The sequence below is a fragment of the Glaciecola sp. MF2-115 genome (assembly GCF_047250385.1).
GTDB lineage: Bacteria > Pseudomonadota > Gammaproteobacteria > Enterobacterales > Alteromonadaceae > Glaciecola.
This window is the reverse complement of record NZ_JBLBVM010000055.1, coordinates 228,678-246,579: the sequence shown is the minus strand read 5'-3', so window position 1 is coordinate 246,579 and position 17,902 is coordinate 228,678. Positions and strand designations below refer to the sequence as shown.

Below are 17,902 nucleotides of genomic sequence, written 5' to 3'. Positions count from 1 at the left end.
TTTAGAATTTTTTATCCGGTTGCGCGCTTAAGCCTTGTGAGCGGCGGTGCTGGCTTAACAGACTTTCTTCGCTTGGAGGCAGTTGTAAATAAAAGCCTTTTTCTTTTAGGCTCTCATTCAGCTTTGCAATGCCAATATTCCCAATATTGCGTGGTTTATTTAACGGTACGAGCATAACAAATTGAGGAGGACCGAAGGTGTCGAGAAGTGCCTTAGGCACACGTGAAAAGTCGTCCCTTTTGTTGACGTACAAATACGTATCAGCCTTTTTCCGTGACTTATAAACTGCGCAAAGCATTGAATTCTCCACCTTCTGGCTTAAACATCACCGCAAGTTCATCTGCAAAGATCGCTCGTCTCCAGCCACTAGCAATATCAGGTTGGAGTTGCATTGAGTCTAATTCATCAATTTCAAACCAACACCATTTCAACCATTGGTTTAACTGCTTTTTAGAGGCTAAGACTTCTACTCTAGTTTGGTGTTTTGAAGCAAGTTTTTCGCATAACGCTTTCAATGCGGTTAAGGCTTTTTTGTAGTCATTGAAATCAGTTAATCGTTGTATCCTAGGAGGACATTTTTCAGGAGGAGTATTAAGTGCATTGTTAACAAGATCTAACAATATATCTGTATGTATTCGCGCTTCTTTTGGCGTAATGGTTTCTAACTGAAAGAGTTTGGCTTTGTTTTCAGGTAGTTTGGTAGCTACTTCAACCATTCCTTGTTCGCGTAAAACGAAGTTTATTGCCATATCTCGCTGTTGCGCCTGCTGTAATCGCCAGCTTGCAATTTCTTTTAGTGCTTGACGGGACTGAGCGCCTAATTTCCAATTATTCTTTATTGACAAGTAAGCCAATTCACTTGGCAATTCAGCTCTTTTCTTTTCTGACAAAAAGCTTGAGTCAGCGAACACCCAGTCGGTTTGGCCAATATCCTCCACCTGCTTTGCGAGTTCGCGATAAACAGGTAGCAGATAGTATACATCAGCGGCGGCATATTTAAGCTGTTCTGCAGATAATGGGCGAGAAATCCAATCTGTTCTCGATTCCCCTTTATCCACATGAATATCCAGCATTTTTTCTACCAGATTCGCATAACCTAGTGTTTGCCCCATATCGAGTAAATTTGCAGCGAATTGTGAATCATACAAAGGCGTTGGTATTACCTTCAGATTGAACCACAAGGCGTCTAAATCTTCTGAACAAGAATGCAGAACCTTGACAATGTTGGGGTCGATTAAAATGTCGTTAAAAGGACTTAAATCACTTAGGACGACAGGATCAATTAGCCCAAGATGTTCACCATCGTATACTTGAATCAAGCCAAGCTGCGGCACTAAGGTGCGAGTACGAACAAACTCCGTATCGATCGCCAAAGCGTCAGCCCCAGCTATGCGTTCGCAATAATCAGCTAAGGCTTCAGGCGTATCTATATATTCAAAATTCATTTAATCTCGCAATTCTCGGCGCAATATTTTACCGACGTTGGTTTTTGGCAAGTCATCCTTAAATTCGATAACCTTTGGAACCTTATAACCCGTCAAGAGTGACTTACAATGGTCAATAATTTCCTGCTCTGTCACGTTTTCGTCTTTTTTAACAACAAATAGCTTTACAACTTCGCCAGATACTTCATGTGGAATACCAATGGCTGCCGCCTCTAAAACACCATCATGCATTGCCGCGACTTCTTCAATTTCGTTCGGGAAAACGTTAAAGCCGGAGACTAAAATCATATCTTTCTTTCGATCGACAATGTAGAAGAAACCTTCTTCATCCATTTTTGCAATATCACCAGTGGCTAACCAACCATCGTTGATAACTTCGTCAGTGGCCTCTGGACGATTTAGGTAACCCACCATCACCTGCGGCCCCTTCACAAGCATCTCACCAGCGTCGCCTTGCGCAACCTCATTACCATCGTCATCGACTAGCTTTATATCTGTTGAGGGCACTGGTAGACCGATAGAGCCCTTGTACGCTTTAATATTAGTTGGATTTACCGTTACCACTGGTGAGCATTCAGTTAGTCCATAACCCTCGAGTAAAACCGTACCCGTTACCTTCTCCCATTTTTCAGCGACAGGTCGTTGAACTGCCATACCGCCGCCCAAACCAAATTTAAAATTAGAGTAATCTAGCTCAGCAAAACCAGGAGTGTTGAGTAAACCGTTGAATAATGTGTTGACGCCCGTGATGACAGCAAATGGGTATTTGTTGAGCTCATTAACAAATCCTTTCATATCTCGAGGATTTGTAATTAATAAATTAGGGCAACCGTACTTTAAAAACGTTAAACAATTACTGGTTAAAGCGAAGATGTGATAAAGAGGCAAAGCTGTCACGACAAGGTCTTTTCCAATTGTCACTGAGGCTTCAAGTGTGCCCGATACTTGCTCTAGGTTAGCAACCATATTTTGATGGCTGAGCATTGCCCCTTTCGAAACACCTGTTGTCCCGCCAGTGTATTGTAAAAAGGCGATGTCTGATGGTTGCACTTTTGGACGTGCATAGGTTTGATTCTCACCAATGGCCATAGCTTGTGTAAACCGCTTGGCTTGTGGTAATGAGAATTCAGGCACCATTTTTTTAATGTACTTAACAGCAAAGTTGACCACCCATCTTTTTGGGGCGGGTAACATGTCAGCAATACTAGTTAACAGAACTTCCTTCACTGAAGTCTTGTCTATCACTTCTGCAAGTGTATGTGCAAAATTCTCAACTATTACGATAGTTTTTACATTTGCATCAACTAGCTGATGTTGTAACTCTCGGGCTGTGTATAGTGGATTAACATTCACCACGGTCATGCCTGCGCGCAGGATACCAAACAAGGCAACGGGATATTGCAGCAAATTAGGCATCATAATCGCAACAGAATCTCCTTTTTGCAGACCTTGGCTTTGTAAGTAGGCAGCAAACTGCATGGATAACACATCTAAATCTTCAAAAGTGATTTCATGCCCCATATTAATGAAGGCAGTTTGATTTGCATATTCTGCAACTGATGATTCAAATATTTCCAAGATTGTGGGTAGATTATCAATGTCAATCTCGGGTTGCATGGTTTTGTCGTAATGCTTTAACCAAACTTTTTCCACGTTTTTGTCCTTTAAAATAGTAATTATGATGCTTCGTTTTTGAGCATTCTTATTTTATTTCTATCGCACATCCCCGCATAAGCTCAAACTATATCTAGGTAGAGTGCTAACAGTTCATGATACCAAGTCTTACAATACTAAAGGATGATTGACTAAAGATAAACTTGAACAGTCATTCATCTGCTGAATAGGAGCTATTTGAACCATATTGTACAATTTATAGACATGATATCGTCACCTTACTGACAATGCTGCATTATTATTTTTGCAATTTGCTGCTCAGCTTCCATATGAACATGATGCCCCCCTTCGACTGTAGACATTTCTGCATTCTTGAAAAATGCTTCTCTGCGAAGCATGAGGTCTTTCACTTTGCTAAACCCTTTGTCTCCCAATATGAAATGAGTAGGACATTGAATACCTTTTACAAAAACCTCTGCTTGCTTTTGCGTAAGGCGAAGCGAGGAAACCGTGCGTAAACGTTTATCGGTGGTCCATTCGATGTCATCGCCGCTACTAGAAATTTTAGTGTTTCGTTGCAGGAGCAACGAAGCATTTTCATAGCTTAAATCACTTACTTTTTGTCTAGCTTCAACGATAGCTTCTAAGTTTTTTGGATGCTTTATAGTTTTCTCGTTAGCATTAATTCGACTTTCAATCGCTTTCCTTAATTGTTCGACACTTGATGCTTCAGGCTCTGTAAGCGGCCCTGCTGACTCAATACAGACAAAATTTCGGACTAATTCGGGGAAGGTAGCACAATAAATGCTTGAAATAATTCCTCCCAATGAATGACCGACAATTGAAAAGTCTCGCCAGCCTTGCGACTTAACTAAACAATGCAAGTCATGCACATAATCCAACAAATGGTAGTGTGCATCTGGACTGCGGTGAGAGGACTTTCCATGCCCAGGTAAGTCAATAGCGATTACATTGAAGTTGTTTAAAAGCGGTATTAGCTTTGCGAAACTCGCAGCATTATCAAGCCAACCATGGACCATCAACAGCAATGGTTTGTCATTTTTAGCGTTACTCAAAGCCGCAATATTGAGGTTTGGCATAGTAAAATTTGTTTCGATAATACTCATCTAAACGTCGTTCCTGTTTGTATTTATTATATATTACAAGTAAAAGAAAAGCGGCTGAAGCCGCTTTGAAATAACGTTTATCCTTCGTTTGAACGATAAACCAAATATCTAACTATTTAGATTGCTCTGATGTTTTACCTTTAGAGCGGTCGGTGCTACCAGAACTCACACTACCTTTCGAAGCATTCTTGCTAGATTTGCTTTTTTTTCTATCCACTCTAATCGTCGTTCTGTTGTGGAAAAAACCATAAGGTCGATAGTAATGATGTCTAATGCCCATGCCCCAAAACGGCGATAACTCTGAGTAATAAAAACCTGAAACTTGGTATTCTTCAGTGTCTTTCCACATGTAATAACCATTCGCCAATACAACTGGGTATATGTAAGTTTGTTCGCCAATAATACCTTCAGTAGGCTCACCCAATTCCCCTAAAAAGGTGATTAAGCGACCTGTCTCAAAGACAAGAGGATCAATAAAGCCTGTCACTCTTACTTTAAAACGTCCTGCACTATCCATATTGGCTCTAGGTTTACCGTAATGGTTGTTTGGATAGTGTAATATTTCAAACTCTGAATATTCTTTTTTATTTTCAACTGAGACTATTTCGCCGCCCCAACGCACTTCGGCCCCCTGAGCGCTAGAGTCTCCATTAATGACACTTTCAAAAGAAAGTAAGTCGTCGGTGTCTGATACTTTTATGGGCTCAGGCACTATGACACAGCCACTAATTAATAGCGCAACTGCCACCACAGATGATTTAAATAATGAATGCATAATGTTACTCCAAGTTTATCGTGCACATACGATTGAGCGGGTACTATTTAATATCGGGCACTGTTGATTATTTGACAACTACGATTGGTACGGTTTTTTATAATTAGTAGATTATATCATTTTTATATTGTGACAATAGACTTCTTAACAAATTCAAAATGCTTGGCTTGATTTAGCGGTTTGTTAGCATGTTCGGTTTGTATAAATGGTGGTTTATTAGCAATTGCGATTCCAGCATATCAAGCATAAATATCCACACCTAATAACTGCGTTATGTCTTCTCTTTTTTCTTGAGTATCTATAGATTGATATAACTCTAATTCTTTGCGAATGCGTAAGTTTGGATTGTCATCATAACTGGTTGACTGTTTAAACGATTCAGCACGTTGAAAAACTTCTTCATTCCCAGCGACTAACTTCTGTTGTACGGTATTTTGTTTCTCTTTTTGCTCGCTATTACTAGCTTGCTCTAATTGAGCCCGCTTGATAATTGGAGATTGTGGTGCATTGTCAACAGAGTCTTTCGCAATAAAAATTGCGTTACTGCTCTTGATGTTTGCTGTATCCATTTACTCTCCAATAATACAAAAATAATTTAGAACTATATTGCTATCGACCTGGCAATTTTTTCCAGGTTACCTTGTCACGCAAATAAACCGGCGCAATGTCGTCGACTGAAATCGTCTTTCCCGCTTTCAAAGCTTGCACTGCTATTGGCAGCATAAACTCTGCTGAAGGATATAGAACTTTAACTGCACTTGCGTTCTGACTTGCTTGCAGCACCTCTTCATAGGCTTCCCATCCAGTTCCGGCAATCCCACAAAGCGGATCGTCATGACTAAGTTCAGCGAACCTTGCAAGCGCGTCCTCAGGACTTAGAACGGCTTCACCTTGTTTTTCTTCCACAACTAACTCAACTGCCGATGTATCAACAGCAAAGTGACCAAAGTAAACTTCTTGCATCCTAGCATCAATCAATACTTTTGAGCTGGTATAACCATGTTGCATAAAGTTTTGCTGTGCCATAGCAGCAAGAGTCGACACCTCAATAACTGGTAAGTCAGCTCCTAACGCTAAGCCCTGCACTATGCCTGTCGCAATTCTTACGCCGGTAAAACTACCTGGACCTCTGCCATAAGCAATTGCATCTAACTCAGCAAATTTTATGCCATGTTTAGTCAATAATTCATCGATCATCGGCAAAATACGTTGACTATGTTGTTGAGGACAAACATCAAAAATGACATCAAAATTCTCTTGATTTGCGTTTTCTTGGTTGGCATTTTTGTCGTATAACAATGCAACCGAACATGCTTCAGTCGCTGTATCAATGGCTAGTATTTTCATTATTCTATCTTTTGTAAAAATGCGGCAACCGCATCTAAGCTTCTAGTTCGTTTCATATTCGGCAAACTTGCTATAAATGTTTGCCCATATTGTTTTGTTACTAATCTATTGTCGCAAATGACGAGAACACCTTTGTCGGTCTCGTCTCGTATTAATCGGCCAGCGCCCTGCTTTAAAGTGATGACTGCCTGAGGAATTTGAATTTGTGAAAAGGCATTTCCCCCTTGTTTTTTACAATCTTCTATTCTCGCTTGCAATAAGGGATCGTCGGGTGATGCAAATGGCAGTTTATCGATCATAACACAGAGTAGATCGTCTCCCTTAACATCAACTCCCTCCCAAAATGCGCCAGTGCCAAACAATACTGCATCTTGATTGCTGAGATACTCATCCAATAATGCTTGTTTCGTTGTACTGCCTTGTACCAAAATCGGGTTATCGATTTTTTCTTCTACCATGCTTGCAACTTCTCGCATCATAGCGTGGCTAGTAAAAAGTATGAATGCCCTACCTTTACTGGCATCTATGAGGCGAATCGCAATATCAACCAAATTGAACTTTATTGCTCTATCATTCGGTTCGGGCAGAAAACGTGGAATACACAGCATCGCTTGATTCTGATAATCGAATGGACTATCCAAAGATAGCGTTTTTGCATTATACAAGCCCATGTGATTGCGATAATGATCAAAATTATCATCTACCATTAAGGTCGCAGAGGTAAAAATCCAAGCCGCATTTTGAGCATCCATGATGCTTGAAAACTTATCCGCAATACTTAGAGGAGTTAAGTGTAGGATGATCTGCCTGGGCGTAGTTTCAAACCATAAGCTAACGCCGTTACGTTTTACATCTGTCACGTGTTCGAGTGACTGGCTGAACTCAAAAATACGCTCTATCATTAAGTCGAGATCTTTATCGCGCCCTTGATGGATATTAGCAGCTTCAAACAATTGGTCTAGGCTCTGTCTGATGGTTGCGACTTGATTTGATATATCGTTTTGTTCAAGTTTATCCGCCCAATTTCCTCTGCAAGGATTATGTGGAAACAGTAAGCGGAGGTCGGCCATATGCATTTGACACTTTTCGGCAATTTTAGCTAATTGCTCTGCATCCTTTAATACTGAACGGGTAATAGCAATGATGTCTTTACATAAGTCTTGTACCTGTCGACTTGATAAATTTTCACCAAAGTACTCACTCGCAATATCAGGTACTTGATGCGCCTCATCAAAAATAACGACATCAACGTCTGGTATTAATTCTCCAAAACCAGTGTCTTTCAAAGCCAAATCAGCAAAAAACAGATGATGGTTCACCACAATCACATCGGCTTCCATAGCCGTGCGCCTCGCTTTAACAAGATAACAGTCTTCGTAACTAGGACAATCCTTGCCCAAGCAATTATCGACGGTAGATGTCACAATGGGTAAGACCTTTGCATCCTCTTTTATCGCTTTTAACTCACCAATATCACCTGTTGAAGTTGTTCCAGCCCACTTTCGTACTAGACTAAATTCGTTTAATACTTCTTTTTCAAGCAGTACGTTGCCACCACCGTGCTGTGAAAGCCTATGTAAACAAAGATAATTAGCTCGGCCTTTCAGTAACGCCGTCTTTTTCGTTTTATCTATCGCTTTTTTAACTGTCGGCAAATCACGATGGAACAGTTGTTCTTGTAAGTTTTTAGTACCCGTTGAGACGATAAACTTCTTCTTTGATAAAAAGGCAGGTGCTAAATAAGCAAATGTTTTACCCGTTCCAGTGCCAGCTTCGACAACAAGCGAGCCTCGATCTTTAATAGTCTCAGCAACGGCTTCAGCCATAGTTGTTTGGGCTTCTCTTGGTGTGAAGCCAGATATTACATCGGCCAATGGTCCAGGATTGGAGAAAAACGACTCAATTTCAGACATTAATTTTTATTTTATCCGGTATAGAAGTGATTTGCGTTCAATGGGCGACATTATGCCAAATTAGCCAATAAAGTTTTTAATTATTTCTATCTAAATTATTACTGTAATAATTATCCGCAACAACACGAAGTCAGCACTGATGAAGTACCTAAATAATAAAGTAAATTGTGAGGTGTTTTTACTGCACAATAGTTTAGATTACGCACTATAAAATGAGGAATTTAGATTGCGAGCCTTAGAATGAACGTTTTGAGTTGCGAGCTAAATAATGACGGTTTTCGAGTGCCCTCTGTAAAAATAGTGTTTTAGATTACGTTAGATTGAGCATCAGTTATTCAAAGGTAAAAACAGTGAACGCTTATGCTTTGATTGTCGTGTATGCAATAAAAAACCTCGCAGTATTGAATACAACGAGGCTTTTCAAATTACACAGGTTCTTTCAAAAACCTTTTATGGCATGCTTTTATCTAAACAACACCTTCTCTTGTTTAAACCAGTAGATACAGAACGCTAATAGTCCACCGGCAATAACCGCAGTAGAACCGAATATTGCGAACAACTGCACATAGTCCATAGTCCCTTTTATCAGTTCTTTTATGGCTAAGGCGACGTTTGTTAATGGCACCCAAGCCCAAACCCCCTTCAACTCAACCCCAGGCAACATTGCGAAGATGACCGGAATGATAACCACGAAGACCAAAGGCGTCATATAACCTTGAGCTTCTTTAAAGGAACGGGCGTAAATGGATAAGGTCAGCAATACAGCAGCGAAAATAGCAACGACTGGAATCAGCATCAAAAATACGAGTAAGAAGTCGATGGCGTCAATAGAAGACATAAACTTAACTAGGACTTCACCTGCTTCGCCTCTACTCAACACCGCCGTCCAAAGCGCAATACTCAGCACGGTGACTAAAGCGGAAGTTACCCCCGCAAACGCGATTGTAAAGAATTTACCGAGTACAATCTTGGTTCTATCGATTGGTGTAATCAGTAAGGTCTCAAGAGTGCCACGCTCTTTTTCTCCTGCACCTAAATCACTCGCTGGCAACATAGCGCCTTGCAAACAAAGCATGAAAATTAAGTATGGAATAAATCCGCCAATTGATTCGCCCTGAGTTTCGCGCTCATCAGCCACGTTGATTTCCTCAACTTCGATGGGCGTTATCACGCTCACTTGCTGCGACTCACTTAATCCTAAACTCGAAAAAGCAGCTGTTTGATATAAGTCGGTTAACTCAGATACAATTTTATTCAGCTTGTTTTCAACAACTTTTAATCCCGCTTGATTACGGTAAAGTTTTAAGGTTATTTGTCCAGAATCTAAAACTGCAGCGCTGTAATTGTCTGGAACTTCAATAACAAAATCGATATTTCCTTCTTTTACATAAGCAATAATTTGCTCTTTTGTTTGCACTTCATTTGGCAAAGTTTGTAGAGAAAACTGTTCAACTTCTTTTAGTTTACCGACAAATTCATCACTATATTGCTGACCGACAATCGCATAAGTACGCGTTTTTTCAACCGCACCTTTAACCACGTTTGTACCTACGTAAAGTGTTCCTCCGATTAACAGAGGAAATAGCAATATAGGTAATGCGATCATAAAAAATAGGGTTTTTCTATCGCGTAATAATTCTTTTACTTCTTTTTGAAATACCAACCACATAGTAATGTTCCCTATTCTTCTGTCAGTTCGTGTTTAGGTTTACCAATGGAGCGCAAAAACGCTTCATGCAGGGAAACTTCGTCCAACGCTTTGAAAGCTTCGTAGGTATCGTTGAACATTGTTTGCCCTTGGTCAATAACTGTCACTCTATCGCAAAGTTCCGACACTTCATCTAGGTGATGAGTAGAAAAAATAACAGGTACGTTGTCGCTTTTAAGATCACGAATGAATTTAAGCACGGTTTGAGTAGCCATAATATCTAAGCCAGTCGTTGGCTCATCTAAAATAACAACTTTTGGAGAGTGAATGACAGAGCGTGCTATTGAGGCTTTCTGCTTCATTCCGGTTGAATAGGTTTCACTGCGACGATCGAGGAATGAATCCATATCGAGACGTGCGGATAATTCTGCTATACGTTTAGTGATTTCATTATTGCTCATTCCATTCAACTGACCGAAATATGCAATATTTTCTCGCCCACTTAAGCGACCATATAGCCCTGTACCGCCGGATAAAAAGCCAATTTGTTTTCTAGCTTCAACGGGATTTTTAAGTATATCTGCACCGCCAATATTGATTGTGCCACTATCTGGCTTCAACGCAGTTGATAACATTCTTAAGGTTGTTGTCTTACCGGCACCATTCGGTCCTAATAAGCCCAGCACTTCACCATCATTGCATGTAAAGCTAACTTCCCTAACAGAATGGAAAAAGCGCCCTTGCAAGCGAGGATCTTTTTTGTCTTGATCACTCAATTTCTTAGGGTTTTCGACTTTAAACTTCTTAGCTAGTTTATTTATTTCAATCACACTAACATCCCTATTTTTTTAGTTCTTGGTGTTTTTGTAATACTAATAGACTAAGACAAAACGCATCAAATTACTAAGGCATTCTGGCAACAAAGTATTTTTAAATGTTTCAAATTAATTCAATCGAGCTTTTTTGCTTGTTTTAGCACTAAATAAACTGAATACTTTAGTAATGTTTGAATAATTATAATAAACGCTAACCACATAGGAAGTCATATGAGCGAAAATCAACATGAAGTGACAAACCCATTGCAAGCCTGTAATGATGTTTTTATCCGGCCTTCAGAGGTTTTTAAAGCATTATCTCTTAAGGACAACTGGTCGTGGATACCTTTTATTCTTGTCGTTGTCGTTAGTTCACTACCCGCATATCTTTATTTTGGTGTGGTTGATTTTGAATGGTACATCAACTCACAATTAAGCCTAAGCATGCCAGATGCAAGCCCTGCAGAGCTCGAGAACATGCGAGCCATGTCGGGAAGCGCTGAAACGGCAAAATTATCAGCACTAATCGGATCTCCTATTTTTCTAGCCGTTATAGCTGCAGTAATGGGCTTGTACTACACTGTCATCACTCGAAATGATGAGAAAAGCATTCACAGCTTTTTTGATTGGTATGGCGCACAGTGGTGGTTCATGATGCCAACACTTATCGCTTCGGTTATTTCTATGGGTCTAATATTAATGGTTGAGCCTGGTGCTCAAGTGGGACAATCAATATTGTCTCCCACTTCACTAGCCTATATTTTTTCTGTTGACCCCAGCAGTAAGTGGACTGGCTTATTGAGCGGTTTAAGACTTGAGACGATCTGGACCATATACTTAGGCGCTGTTTGTCTTCAACAGTGGACTAATTTTTCCACTAAGAAATCATACATTGTTGCCGCAAGTCCAACGGTTGTAATTCTAGCGATCGTATTTCTTTGGGCTTTGTTTTAGGAAACTAACTGCACAAGTAATCATGAAAAAACGTCGGTAAATTACCGGCGTTTTGGCATGAAATACTGCGTGTTACTATAGAAGTCGCTGTCCTGTTGTTCATAATGCCAACGCGGAACACCCAGAACGGGTAAAGGGTAAAAAGGTTTCGTTTTATACATCGTTTTGTTTTGTCTTAAGTGCGCTACCAAGCTCGTATCCGCAAACTCTGACTCTAACATCCTCCCATTGCTTGGCAATTCGTCAATCTGAATTAGAAGGACTTTTCCAGTTAAACCTATGAATGGTTTTAAAAGCATTTCTAAGTTTGCATGCCCAAATATAACTGGATGGATGGAGTTGTGCCATTCAGCATGTAGGCCACAAAATAGCTCTGTCCACAATTGATTTTCTAGCAAGTCTTCGCAGTGAGAAAATAAATCAGCCCCGTGTATGTAGAGCACAATTCCACATTCATCAAAATGCGTAATATGATTCCTAACTTTTGTGCGTGGATTCAAGCCATGGGCATTTATTTCGCTGATATGCATCTGATTCAAATAAGCTTTTGTTTGCGGGAAACGTAACCAAATAATACCATTAAAGAAGTCGTGCCAACTCTCTGCTCGCGTGGGAATAATGTCGTCTTCGAATATGATTTGCTCATAGTAGCGAGTGTCACTATTAGGCAAAGAACTCTGGCAAATAAAGCTTTTTTTCGGTGTCAGAGAACTTAACTTCCCTTCCCTTTCTTGCTGAGTTGTTGCTTGTTCGACTGCATGATCGTCTAATGTTTTGTCTGCAATAATTTTTTGTGCGGTATCCTGCATTGTCACAAGCAACTGTGCATTTAACGATTTTTCATTCAAGTCGCTAAAGTTGAGATTAGGAAAAAGTACTTTTAGCGCGGATAAAGGCGGTCGTGAAAATGGAGAAGATTCTATGGCTTTCAATTCAATGTTCTTATGTCTGAGAGTTTTCGTGTGTTAAATTGACAGTCTAGGATGACGGCTTAAGTGCCGATATTATGCCACAAACTTAAATAATAATGTGCTTCTAATCTTGATTATCTGGCACCACAATATTATGTTTAGGGGCTTAACACAGCGCAAATAGATAAAAACTAATAATAACAAGGAACAAAAATGAAACTTCAGAAACGGGCAGTTACCTTGGCATTGTCTGCCAGTATTTTCGCCTTGGCCTCAGCGGGCTGTTCAGAAACGAAAAACGAAGCAGCAAAAGTTGAAAACAATTTTGAGGCAGTTTATCAATCAATTAGTACTGATGTGCTAAAGCAGCATACTAAAACCTTATCGTCAGATGAGTTTGAAGGTCGCCTACCAACTACTCCAGGCGAAAAGAAAACATTGGACTATCTTACTCAAGAGCTAACTAAAGTCGGCTTTAAACCTGGTAATGGTGACAGTTTCTTTCAAGAAGTTGACCTCATGCAAATTACGGCGTCACCTGACATGAGTTTGACGATGGGTGAAAATACCTTCACATACAAAGAGAATATGGTTGTTGGTTCAAAACGCGAAGTTTCAGAAGTTAACTTAGCTGACTCTGACATTCTCTTCCTTGGTTACGGTGTTAACGCACCAGAATATGACTGGAATGATTATGCAGACGTTGATGTTAAAGGCAAAACAGTTATCGTTCTAGTTAATGACCCAGGTTTTGCCAACCCTGAAAAAGAACTATTTCAAGGCTCTACTATGACCTATTATGGTCGTTGGAGTTACAAGTATGAAGAGGCTAGCCGCCAAGGCGCTGAAGCGGTCTTTATCGTGCATGAAACGGCTCCAGCATCATATGGTTGGTCGGTAGTTGCAAACAGCTGGAGCGGTCCTCAATACGGCTTGGTAACGTCAGATGGCGGTGCTAGCAGAGTTGCAGTTGAAGGTTGGTTGTCTTACGACGCCGCTGTAAAAGTGTTCGCCGATGCGGGTTTAAACTTCGAAGAACAAAAAGACTATGCCGCTCAAGGCGCCTATTCTGTACCTTTGAATATGAAGGCCGCAGTGACAGTTAAAAATGAGTTTGAAAAATCTAAAAGCTACAACGTACTAGCTACTTTGCCTGGTTCTGAGCGTCCCGATGAACATGTTATTTATACCGCTCACTGGGATCATTTAGGTAAAGATGAAAGTAAAGAAGGCGACCAGATATATAATGGTGCACATGATAACGCTACAGGTACGGCTGCCAGTTTAGCAATGGCAAAAGCTTTTTCTGAATTAAACACCAAACCAAAGCGTTCAATTACTATGTTAATTGTAACTGCGGAAGAACAAGGTCTACTTGGTTCAAAATACTATGCTGAAAACCCTATCATTCCATTGGATAAAACGGTGGCTAACATCAACATGGACGCGATGAACGTATTGGGTCGTACTAAAGATGTTTCCGTAATTGGAATGGGTAAGTCTGACTTAGAAACTCACCTTGAAAAAGCGGCATCGCGCCAAGGTAGAGCGCTGACTCAAGAAGCAACACCTCAAGCGGGTTTGTACTATCGCTCTGATCACTTTAGCTTTGCAAAATTGGGTGTTCCTGCCTTGTATGCAAAAGGTGGAAGTGAGCCAATTGATGAGGCAACAGCTGAATATCGTAAGCGCACTAACTTAGTTGTTCGCGGCTGTTACCATCAGGTTTGCGACCAATTCCGTGAAAGTTGGGATTTTGGTGGCATAAAAGAAGATACGCAAATGTTATTTGAAGTTGGTTATGACATTGCAAATTCTGACGAATGGCCTAAATGGGCGCCAACGAGTGAATTCCAGCGTTAATAACTCGCGTTGACTGTATTACATACGATTGAAATAGCCTCCTAGTGAGGCTATTTTTTTGCGCTTTGTTTGTTAAAACTAATCTATGAGGCGCTTGTCATTCGACAGGACGTCGAATGCCAAGCGCCTCATGGATGAGCTCGCAGCGACTTTTTATCATCGGGAGTCTACTTGTGCTTAATAGCTTACCTCCAATCTCGAAACGCGAAACTTGAAATACGACACTCGACGAATAGAACATTAAGGAGCATTGGCTTGAAGAATTGTGATGTCGTTGTTCTATATAAGAAGCAATTAATTACGCTCTTAGCCCAGAAAACACTTGCTTTTTTTACTCAAAATGGCACATTCAGGTAAGAGGTAAATTGAATAATAATAAACGCGAACTTAAGTTCCACATACCTACCTTAATTATCGACAGAAAACGATAACCCTATCTAATAACTAGCAAGAAAAGGCGAACCAACCTATGTGTGGTATTTTCGGTATCCTTGATATCAAAACTGATGTGTCAGAGTTGCGCACACAAGCACTCGAATTATCAAAATTATTACGTCATCGTGGCCCTGATTGGTCAGGCATTTGGCATAATGATAATACCATTTTATGCCATGAAAGACTGGCAATTGTCGATGTCGATACGGGCGCTCAGCCTTTAATTAGTGACAATGGAAATCAGGTATTGGCCGTTAATGGCGAAATATATAATCATAAAGATTTAGAATCAAAACTTGAACGCACTTATGAGTTTGCGACCAAATCAGATTGCGAAATCATACTTCCTCTTTACCAGCAAGAAGGTGTCAACTTCATAGACAAATTAGAGGGCATGTTCGCATTTGTTCTTTATGACCAAGAAAGTAATACTTACCTTATTGCTCGTGATCACATTGGTATTATTCCTCTGTATACCGGTTTTGATGAGTTTGGAAACTTTTATGTTGCTTCAGAAATGAAAGCATTGGTGCCTGTTTGTAAAACAGTTCAGGAGTTCCCACCTGGGCATTACTTAAGTAGTACAGACGGCAAATTGGTCAAGTATTACCAGCGCGACTGGATGTCCTACGACAACGTCAAAGATAATGAAACCAACCTAGACGACTTGAAGAAAGCTTTTGAAAAAGCGGTTAAGTCTCACTTAATGTCTGATGTGCCTTACGCTGTGTTGCTTTCTGGCGGACTAGATTCGTCCTTGGTTTCTGCCGTCGCCGCTCAATATGTTGCTAAACGCGTCGAGGATGGCGATCAGAGTGATGCTTGGTGGCCTCGACTCCACTCATTCGCAGTTGGCCTAGAAGGCGCTCCTGATTTAATCGCAGCTAAGAAAGTAGCGGATATGATTGGCACAGTTCATCACGAAATACACTTTACTATCCAAGAAGGTTTAGATGCTATTCGTGATGTGATTTATCACCTCGAAACGTTTGACACTACAACCATACGCGCGGCAACTCCTATGTATTTGATGACGAGAAAAATCAAAGCCATGGGAATTAAGATGGTGTTATCTGGCGAAGGTGCCGATGAAATATTTGGTGGCTATTTGTATTTCCACAAAGCACCAAACGCTAAAGAATTTCATGAAGAAACTGTTCGTAAATTAGATAGGCTTCACATGTTTGACTGCGCTCGCGCAAATAAATCAACCTCAGCTTGGGGCGTTGAAGCTCGAGTACCATTCCTTGATAAGAATTTCATGGATGTCGCAATGCGATTGAATCCTCAAGATAAGATGTGTCTTGATGGACGCATGGAAAAATGGATATTACGCAAGGCCTTCGATGACGAAACTTATCTTCCTGCGGAAGTTTTGTGGCGCCAGAAAGAACAGTTTGGTGACGGTGTCGGTTATTCATGGATTGATTCAATTCGTGAGTTTGTTGAGCAGGAAGTGTCTGATCAACAAATGGCAACGGCAGAGTTCCGTTTCCCGATAAACACACCTGACACGAAAGAAGGTTACTTCTACCGCACAATCTTTGAAGATTACTTCCCTCAAGAAAGTGCAGCTAAATGCGTACCCGGTGGAAAATCAATTGCATGTAGTACCGTTGAGGCACTCGAGTGGGATGAAAGCTTTAAAGCATCCGCAGACCCCTCTGGTAGATCAATGAAGTCTATCCACAGTGGTGAATTCAAAGCGTAGTATCAGCTCATGGTAGTTTCAATAAAAAAGCGACTATTTGTCGCTTTTTTTACTTGCTTCGTAATCGCCTTTTTTATACCAATACTTAGACTCAAGAATTGGAGTCTTCAAGGGAAGTAAAGGGTTGTCTAACTCATAGTAAGTTATGTTGTCTAAGGAAAGTTGTTCAAAGATATGATTATGATATTGGTAGAATAGCTCATCAAAACTCCCATCCTCGATGGCTCGTTCTAAACCTACTTCAATTAAGCGAGATAGCGTGATATTGCTTTTGTTTACGAAGAAGTACATCGCTGCTTTATATTGTAATGCAATTCCCTGCTTCAATTTAATATCGGGATCGGCTCCCTCTTGCGCTAATTCATGTAGCACTTCAATCACTGAACGTGGGTAAAAATCGGCCTGCTGACGTGATAATAACTTTAGGGCTTCGGAATGATTCTGAGCACCGAGTACATTAAAACCATTGGCTTGAAGTATTTTGGTATCTGGCCAATCAATACCTTGCACGGCAGAATATACAAGTAAGTCTGACAAGTCGCTCATTGTCTTACTAAAAAATGGTTTGTTTTTATGGCTTAGAAATACGCGCCATCCAATTAATCCTTTAGCTAAGGGGATTCGGATAGGTAACAAATCATCTTCGCGTTGACGGTCAGTCATACTCCAAACAACGTTAACTTCAATATTTTCTTTTAACTGGCGCAGTGCTTTCGATTGATATTTCAAACGAGTAGACGCAACCATTTTATAGCGCACACCTGTCTTCTCAAGAGCCAACTTCAATAAAGCCTCTTGGTATGCATGGCTTTGATCACCTTCATACAAAGGACCCGGATAAGTGACTACCCATGTCGCGGCACTCGCAAGCCCATTGAAAGCTAACAGACTTCCAGCCAGTATAAGTAAGGCAAAAGGCTTTACTAAAGAACTTATGTTTCTTTGCGAACAAGTTTTCTTAAATAACATCTATCACCACCACGACTATTTTGAGCGTTTCGTCTACGTCATTAGATAAAGTAAAAGTAATATCTAACTTTTTCATATTTTCAAGCAAACCCAAGCCTAGCAAATTAACTTTAGAAAACTTGACTGTAGATGACATAGTAACTGTTTTATTCAAAGTAAACTTAAGATTCTCACGAGATTCAAGGTGCAGTTTTTTACAATAATTACTTAACCAAAGTTGAAGTTCTTTGTCATTGTTAAAAACAAACTTATGCTGGTTATAAATAACAACACAAGGTAGATGGAAATATGTATTACTTGACTCGAATTTACCTGCGATAAGCGTATCGCACAATTCATTCAAAAACCGGTCTTCATCTGGGTGCATTTCCATAG

The 17,902-nt window shown here is 40.3% G+C and carries 16 protein-coding genes; 3 read left to right on the top strand and 13 right to left on the bottom strand.

Annotated elements, in window-relative coordinates; all coding sequences use genetic code 11:
* Nucleotide 1 precedes the first annotated feature (1 nt).
* The 10 genes from ACKLNX_RS14305 to ACKLNX_RS14260 form a co-directional block, all read right to left on the bottom strand.
* Nucleotides 2-298, bottom strand: a complete 297-nt coding sequence (locus ACKLNX_RS14305) for a YcgL domain-containing protein (protein ID WP_411694047.1) — start codon at nt 296-298, stop codon at nt 2-4.
* Nucleotides 279-1,445, bottom strand: a complete 1,167-nt coding sequence (gene rnd, locus ACKLNX_RS14300) for a ribonuclease D (protein WP_411694048.1) — start codon at nt 1,443-1,445, stop codon at nt 279-281. The genes ACKLNX_RS14305 and rnd overlap by 20 nt, the downstream gene beginning before the upstream one ends.
* Nucleotides 1,446-3,098: a long-chain-fatty-acid--CoA ligase FadD gene (gene fadD, locus ACKLNX_RS14295; RefSeq protein WP_411694049.1), complete on the bottom strand. Its 1,653-nt coding sequence runs from the start codon at nt 3,096-3,098 to the stop codon at nt 1,446-1,448. It abuts the gene before it with no gap.
* Nucleotides 3,099-3,337: 239 nt separating this feature from the next.
* The gene (locus ACKLNX_RS14290; protein WP_412972857.1) at nt 3,338-4,186 is read right to left on the bottom strand and encodes an alpha/beta fold hydrolase; all 849 of its coding nucleotides are present in this window, start codon (nt 4,184-4,186) and stop codon (nt 3,338-3,340) included.
* Nucleotides 4,187-4,298: 112 nt separating this feature from the next.
* Nucleotides 4,299-4,961: a Slp family lipoprotein gene (locus ACKLNX_RS14285; RefSeq protein WP_412972856.1), complete on the bottom strand. Its 663-nt coding sequence runs from the start codon at nt 4,959-4,961 to the stop codon at nt 4,299-4,301.
* Nucleotides 4,962-5,200: 239 nt separating this feature from the next.
* Nucleotides 5,201-5,530, bottom strand: coding sequence for a hypothetical protein (locus ACKLNX_RS14280; protein ID WP_411694052.1), 330 nt, complete (start codon nt 5,528-5,530; stop codon nt 5,201-5,203).
* A 40-nt stretch (nt 5,531-5,570) separates the two neighbouring features.
* Entirely contained in the window at nt 5,571-6,308 is a 738-nt protein-coding gene (gene tsaB, locus ACKLNX_RS14275) for a tRNA (adenosine(37)-N6)-threonylcarbamoyltransferase complex dimerization subunit type 1 TsaB (protein WP_412972855.1), read from the bottom strand.
* On the bottom strand, nt 6,308-8,221 hold the full coding sequence (locus ACKLNX_RS14270) for an ATP-dependent DNA helicase (protein WP_412972854.1): 1,914 nt from the start codon (nt 8,219-8,221) through the stop codon (nt 6,308-6,310). The genes tsaB and ACKLNX_RS14270 overlap by 1 nt, the downstream gene beginning before the upstream one ends.
* A 463-nt stretch (nt 8,222-8,684) precedes the next feature.
* On the bottom strand, nt 8,685-9,890 hold the full coding sequence (locus ACKLNX_RS14265) for an ABC transporter permease (protein WP_412972853.1): 1,206 nt from the start codon (nt 9,888-9,890) through the stop codon (nt 8,685-8,687).
* An 11-nt stretch (nt 9,891-9,901) separates the two neighbouring features.
* The gene (locus tag ACKLNX_RS14260; RefSeq protein WP_412972852.1) at nt 9,902-10,699 is read right to left on the bottom strand and encodes an ATP-binding cassette domain-containing protein; all 798 of its coding nucleotides are present in this window, start codon (nt 10,697-10,699) and stop codon (nt 9,902-9,904) included.
* A 216-nt stretch (nt 10,700-10,915) separates the two neighbouring features.
* On the opposite strand from ACKLNX_RS14260, the gene ACKLNX_RS14255 reads away from it, so the two are divergent.
* Nucleotides 10,916-11,638 carry a Yip1 family protein gene (locus ACKLNX_RS14255; protein ID WP_412972851.1) on the top strand — a complete coding sequence of 241 codons (723 nt, stop codon included), beginning with the start codon at nt 10,916-10,918 and terminating at the stop codon, nt 11,636-11,638.
* A gap of 41 nt (nt 11,639-11,679) precedes the next feature.
* Here ACKLNX_RS14255 and ACKLNX_RS14250 read toward each other — a convergent pair whose 3' ends face one another.
* Nucleotides 11,680-12,570, bottom strand: coding sequence for a DUF3025 domain-containing protein (locus tag ACKLNX_RS14250; protein ID WP_412972850.1), 891 nt, complete (start codon nt 12,568-12,570; stop codon nt 11,680-11,682).
* A 192-nt stretch (nt 12,571-12,762) separates the two neighbouring features.
* On the opposite strand from ACKLNX_RS14250, the gene ACKLNX_RS14245 reads away from it, so the two are divergent.
* Both ACKLNX_RS14245 and asnB read left to right on the top strand, forming a co-directional pair.
* On the top strand, nt 12,763-14,412 hold the full coding sequence (locus tag ACKLNX_RS14245) for a M28 family metallopeptidase (RefSeq protein ID WP_412972849.1): 1,650 nt from the start codon (nt 12,763-12,765) through the stop codon (nt 14,410-14,412).
* Nucleotides 14,413-14,881: 469 nt separating this feature from the next.
* On the top strand, nt 14,882-16,558 hold the full coding sequence (gene asnB, locus ACKLNX_RS14240; RefSeq protein ID WP_412972848.1) for an asparagine synthase B: 1,677 nt from the start codon (nt 14,882-14,884) through the stop codon (nt 16,556-16,558).
* A 33-nt stretch (nt 16,559-16,591) separates the two neighbouring features.
* Here asnB and ACKLNX_RS14235 read toward each other — a convergent pair whose 3' ends face one another.
* Complete coding sequence (locus tag ACKLNX_RS14235; protein WP_412972847.1) at nt 16,592-17,527, bottom strand: amino acid ABC transporter substrate-binding protein; 936 nt, start codon at nt 17,525-17,527, stop codon at nt 16,592-16,594.
* Nucleotides 17,517-17,900, bottom strand: a complete 384-nt coding sequence (locus ACKLNX_RS14230) for a hypothetical protein (protein ID WP_411694063.1) — start codon at nt 17,898-17,900, stop codon at nt 17,517-17,519. Before ACKLNX_RS14230 ends, ACKLNX_RS14235 begins: the two co-directional genes overlap by 11 nt.
* Between the last annotated feature and the right edge of the window lie 2 nt (nt 17,901-17,902).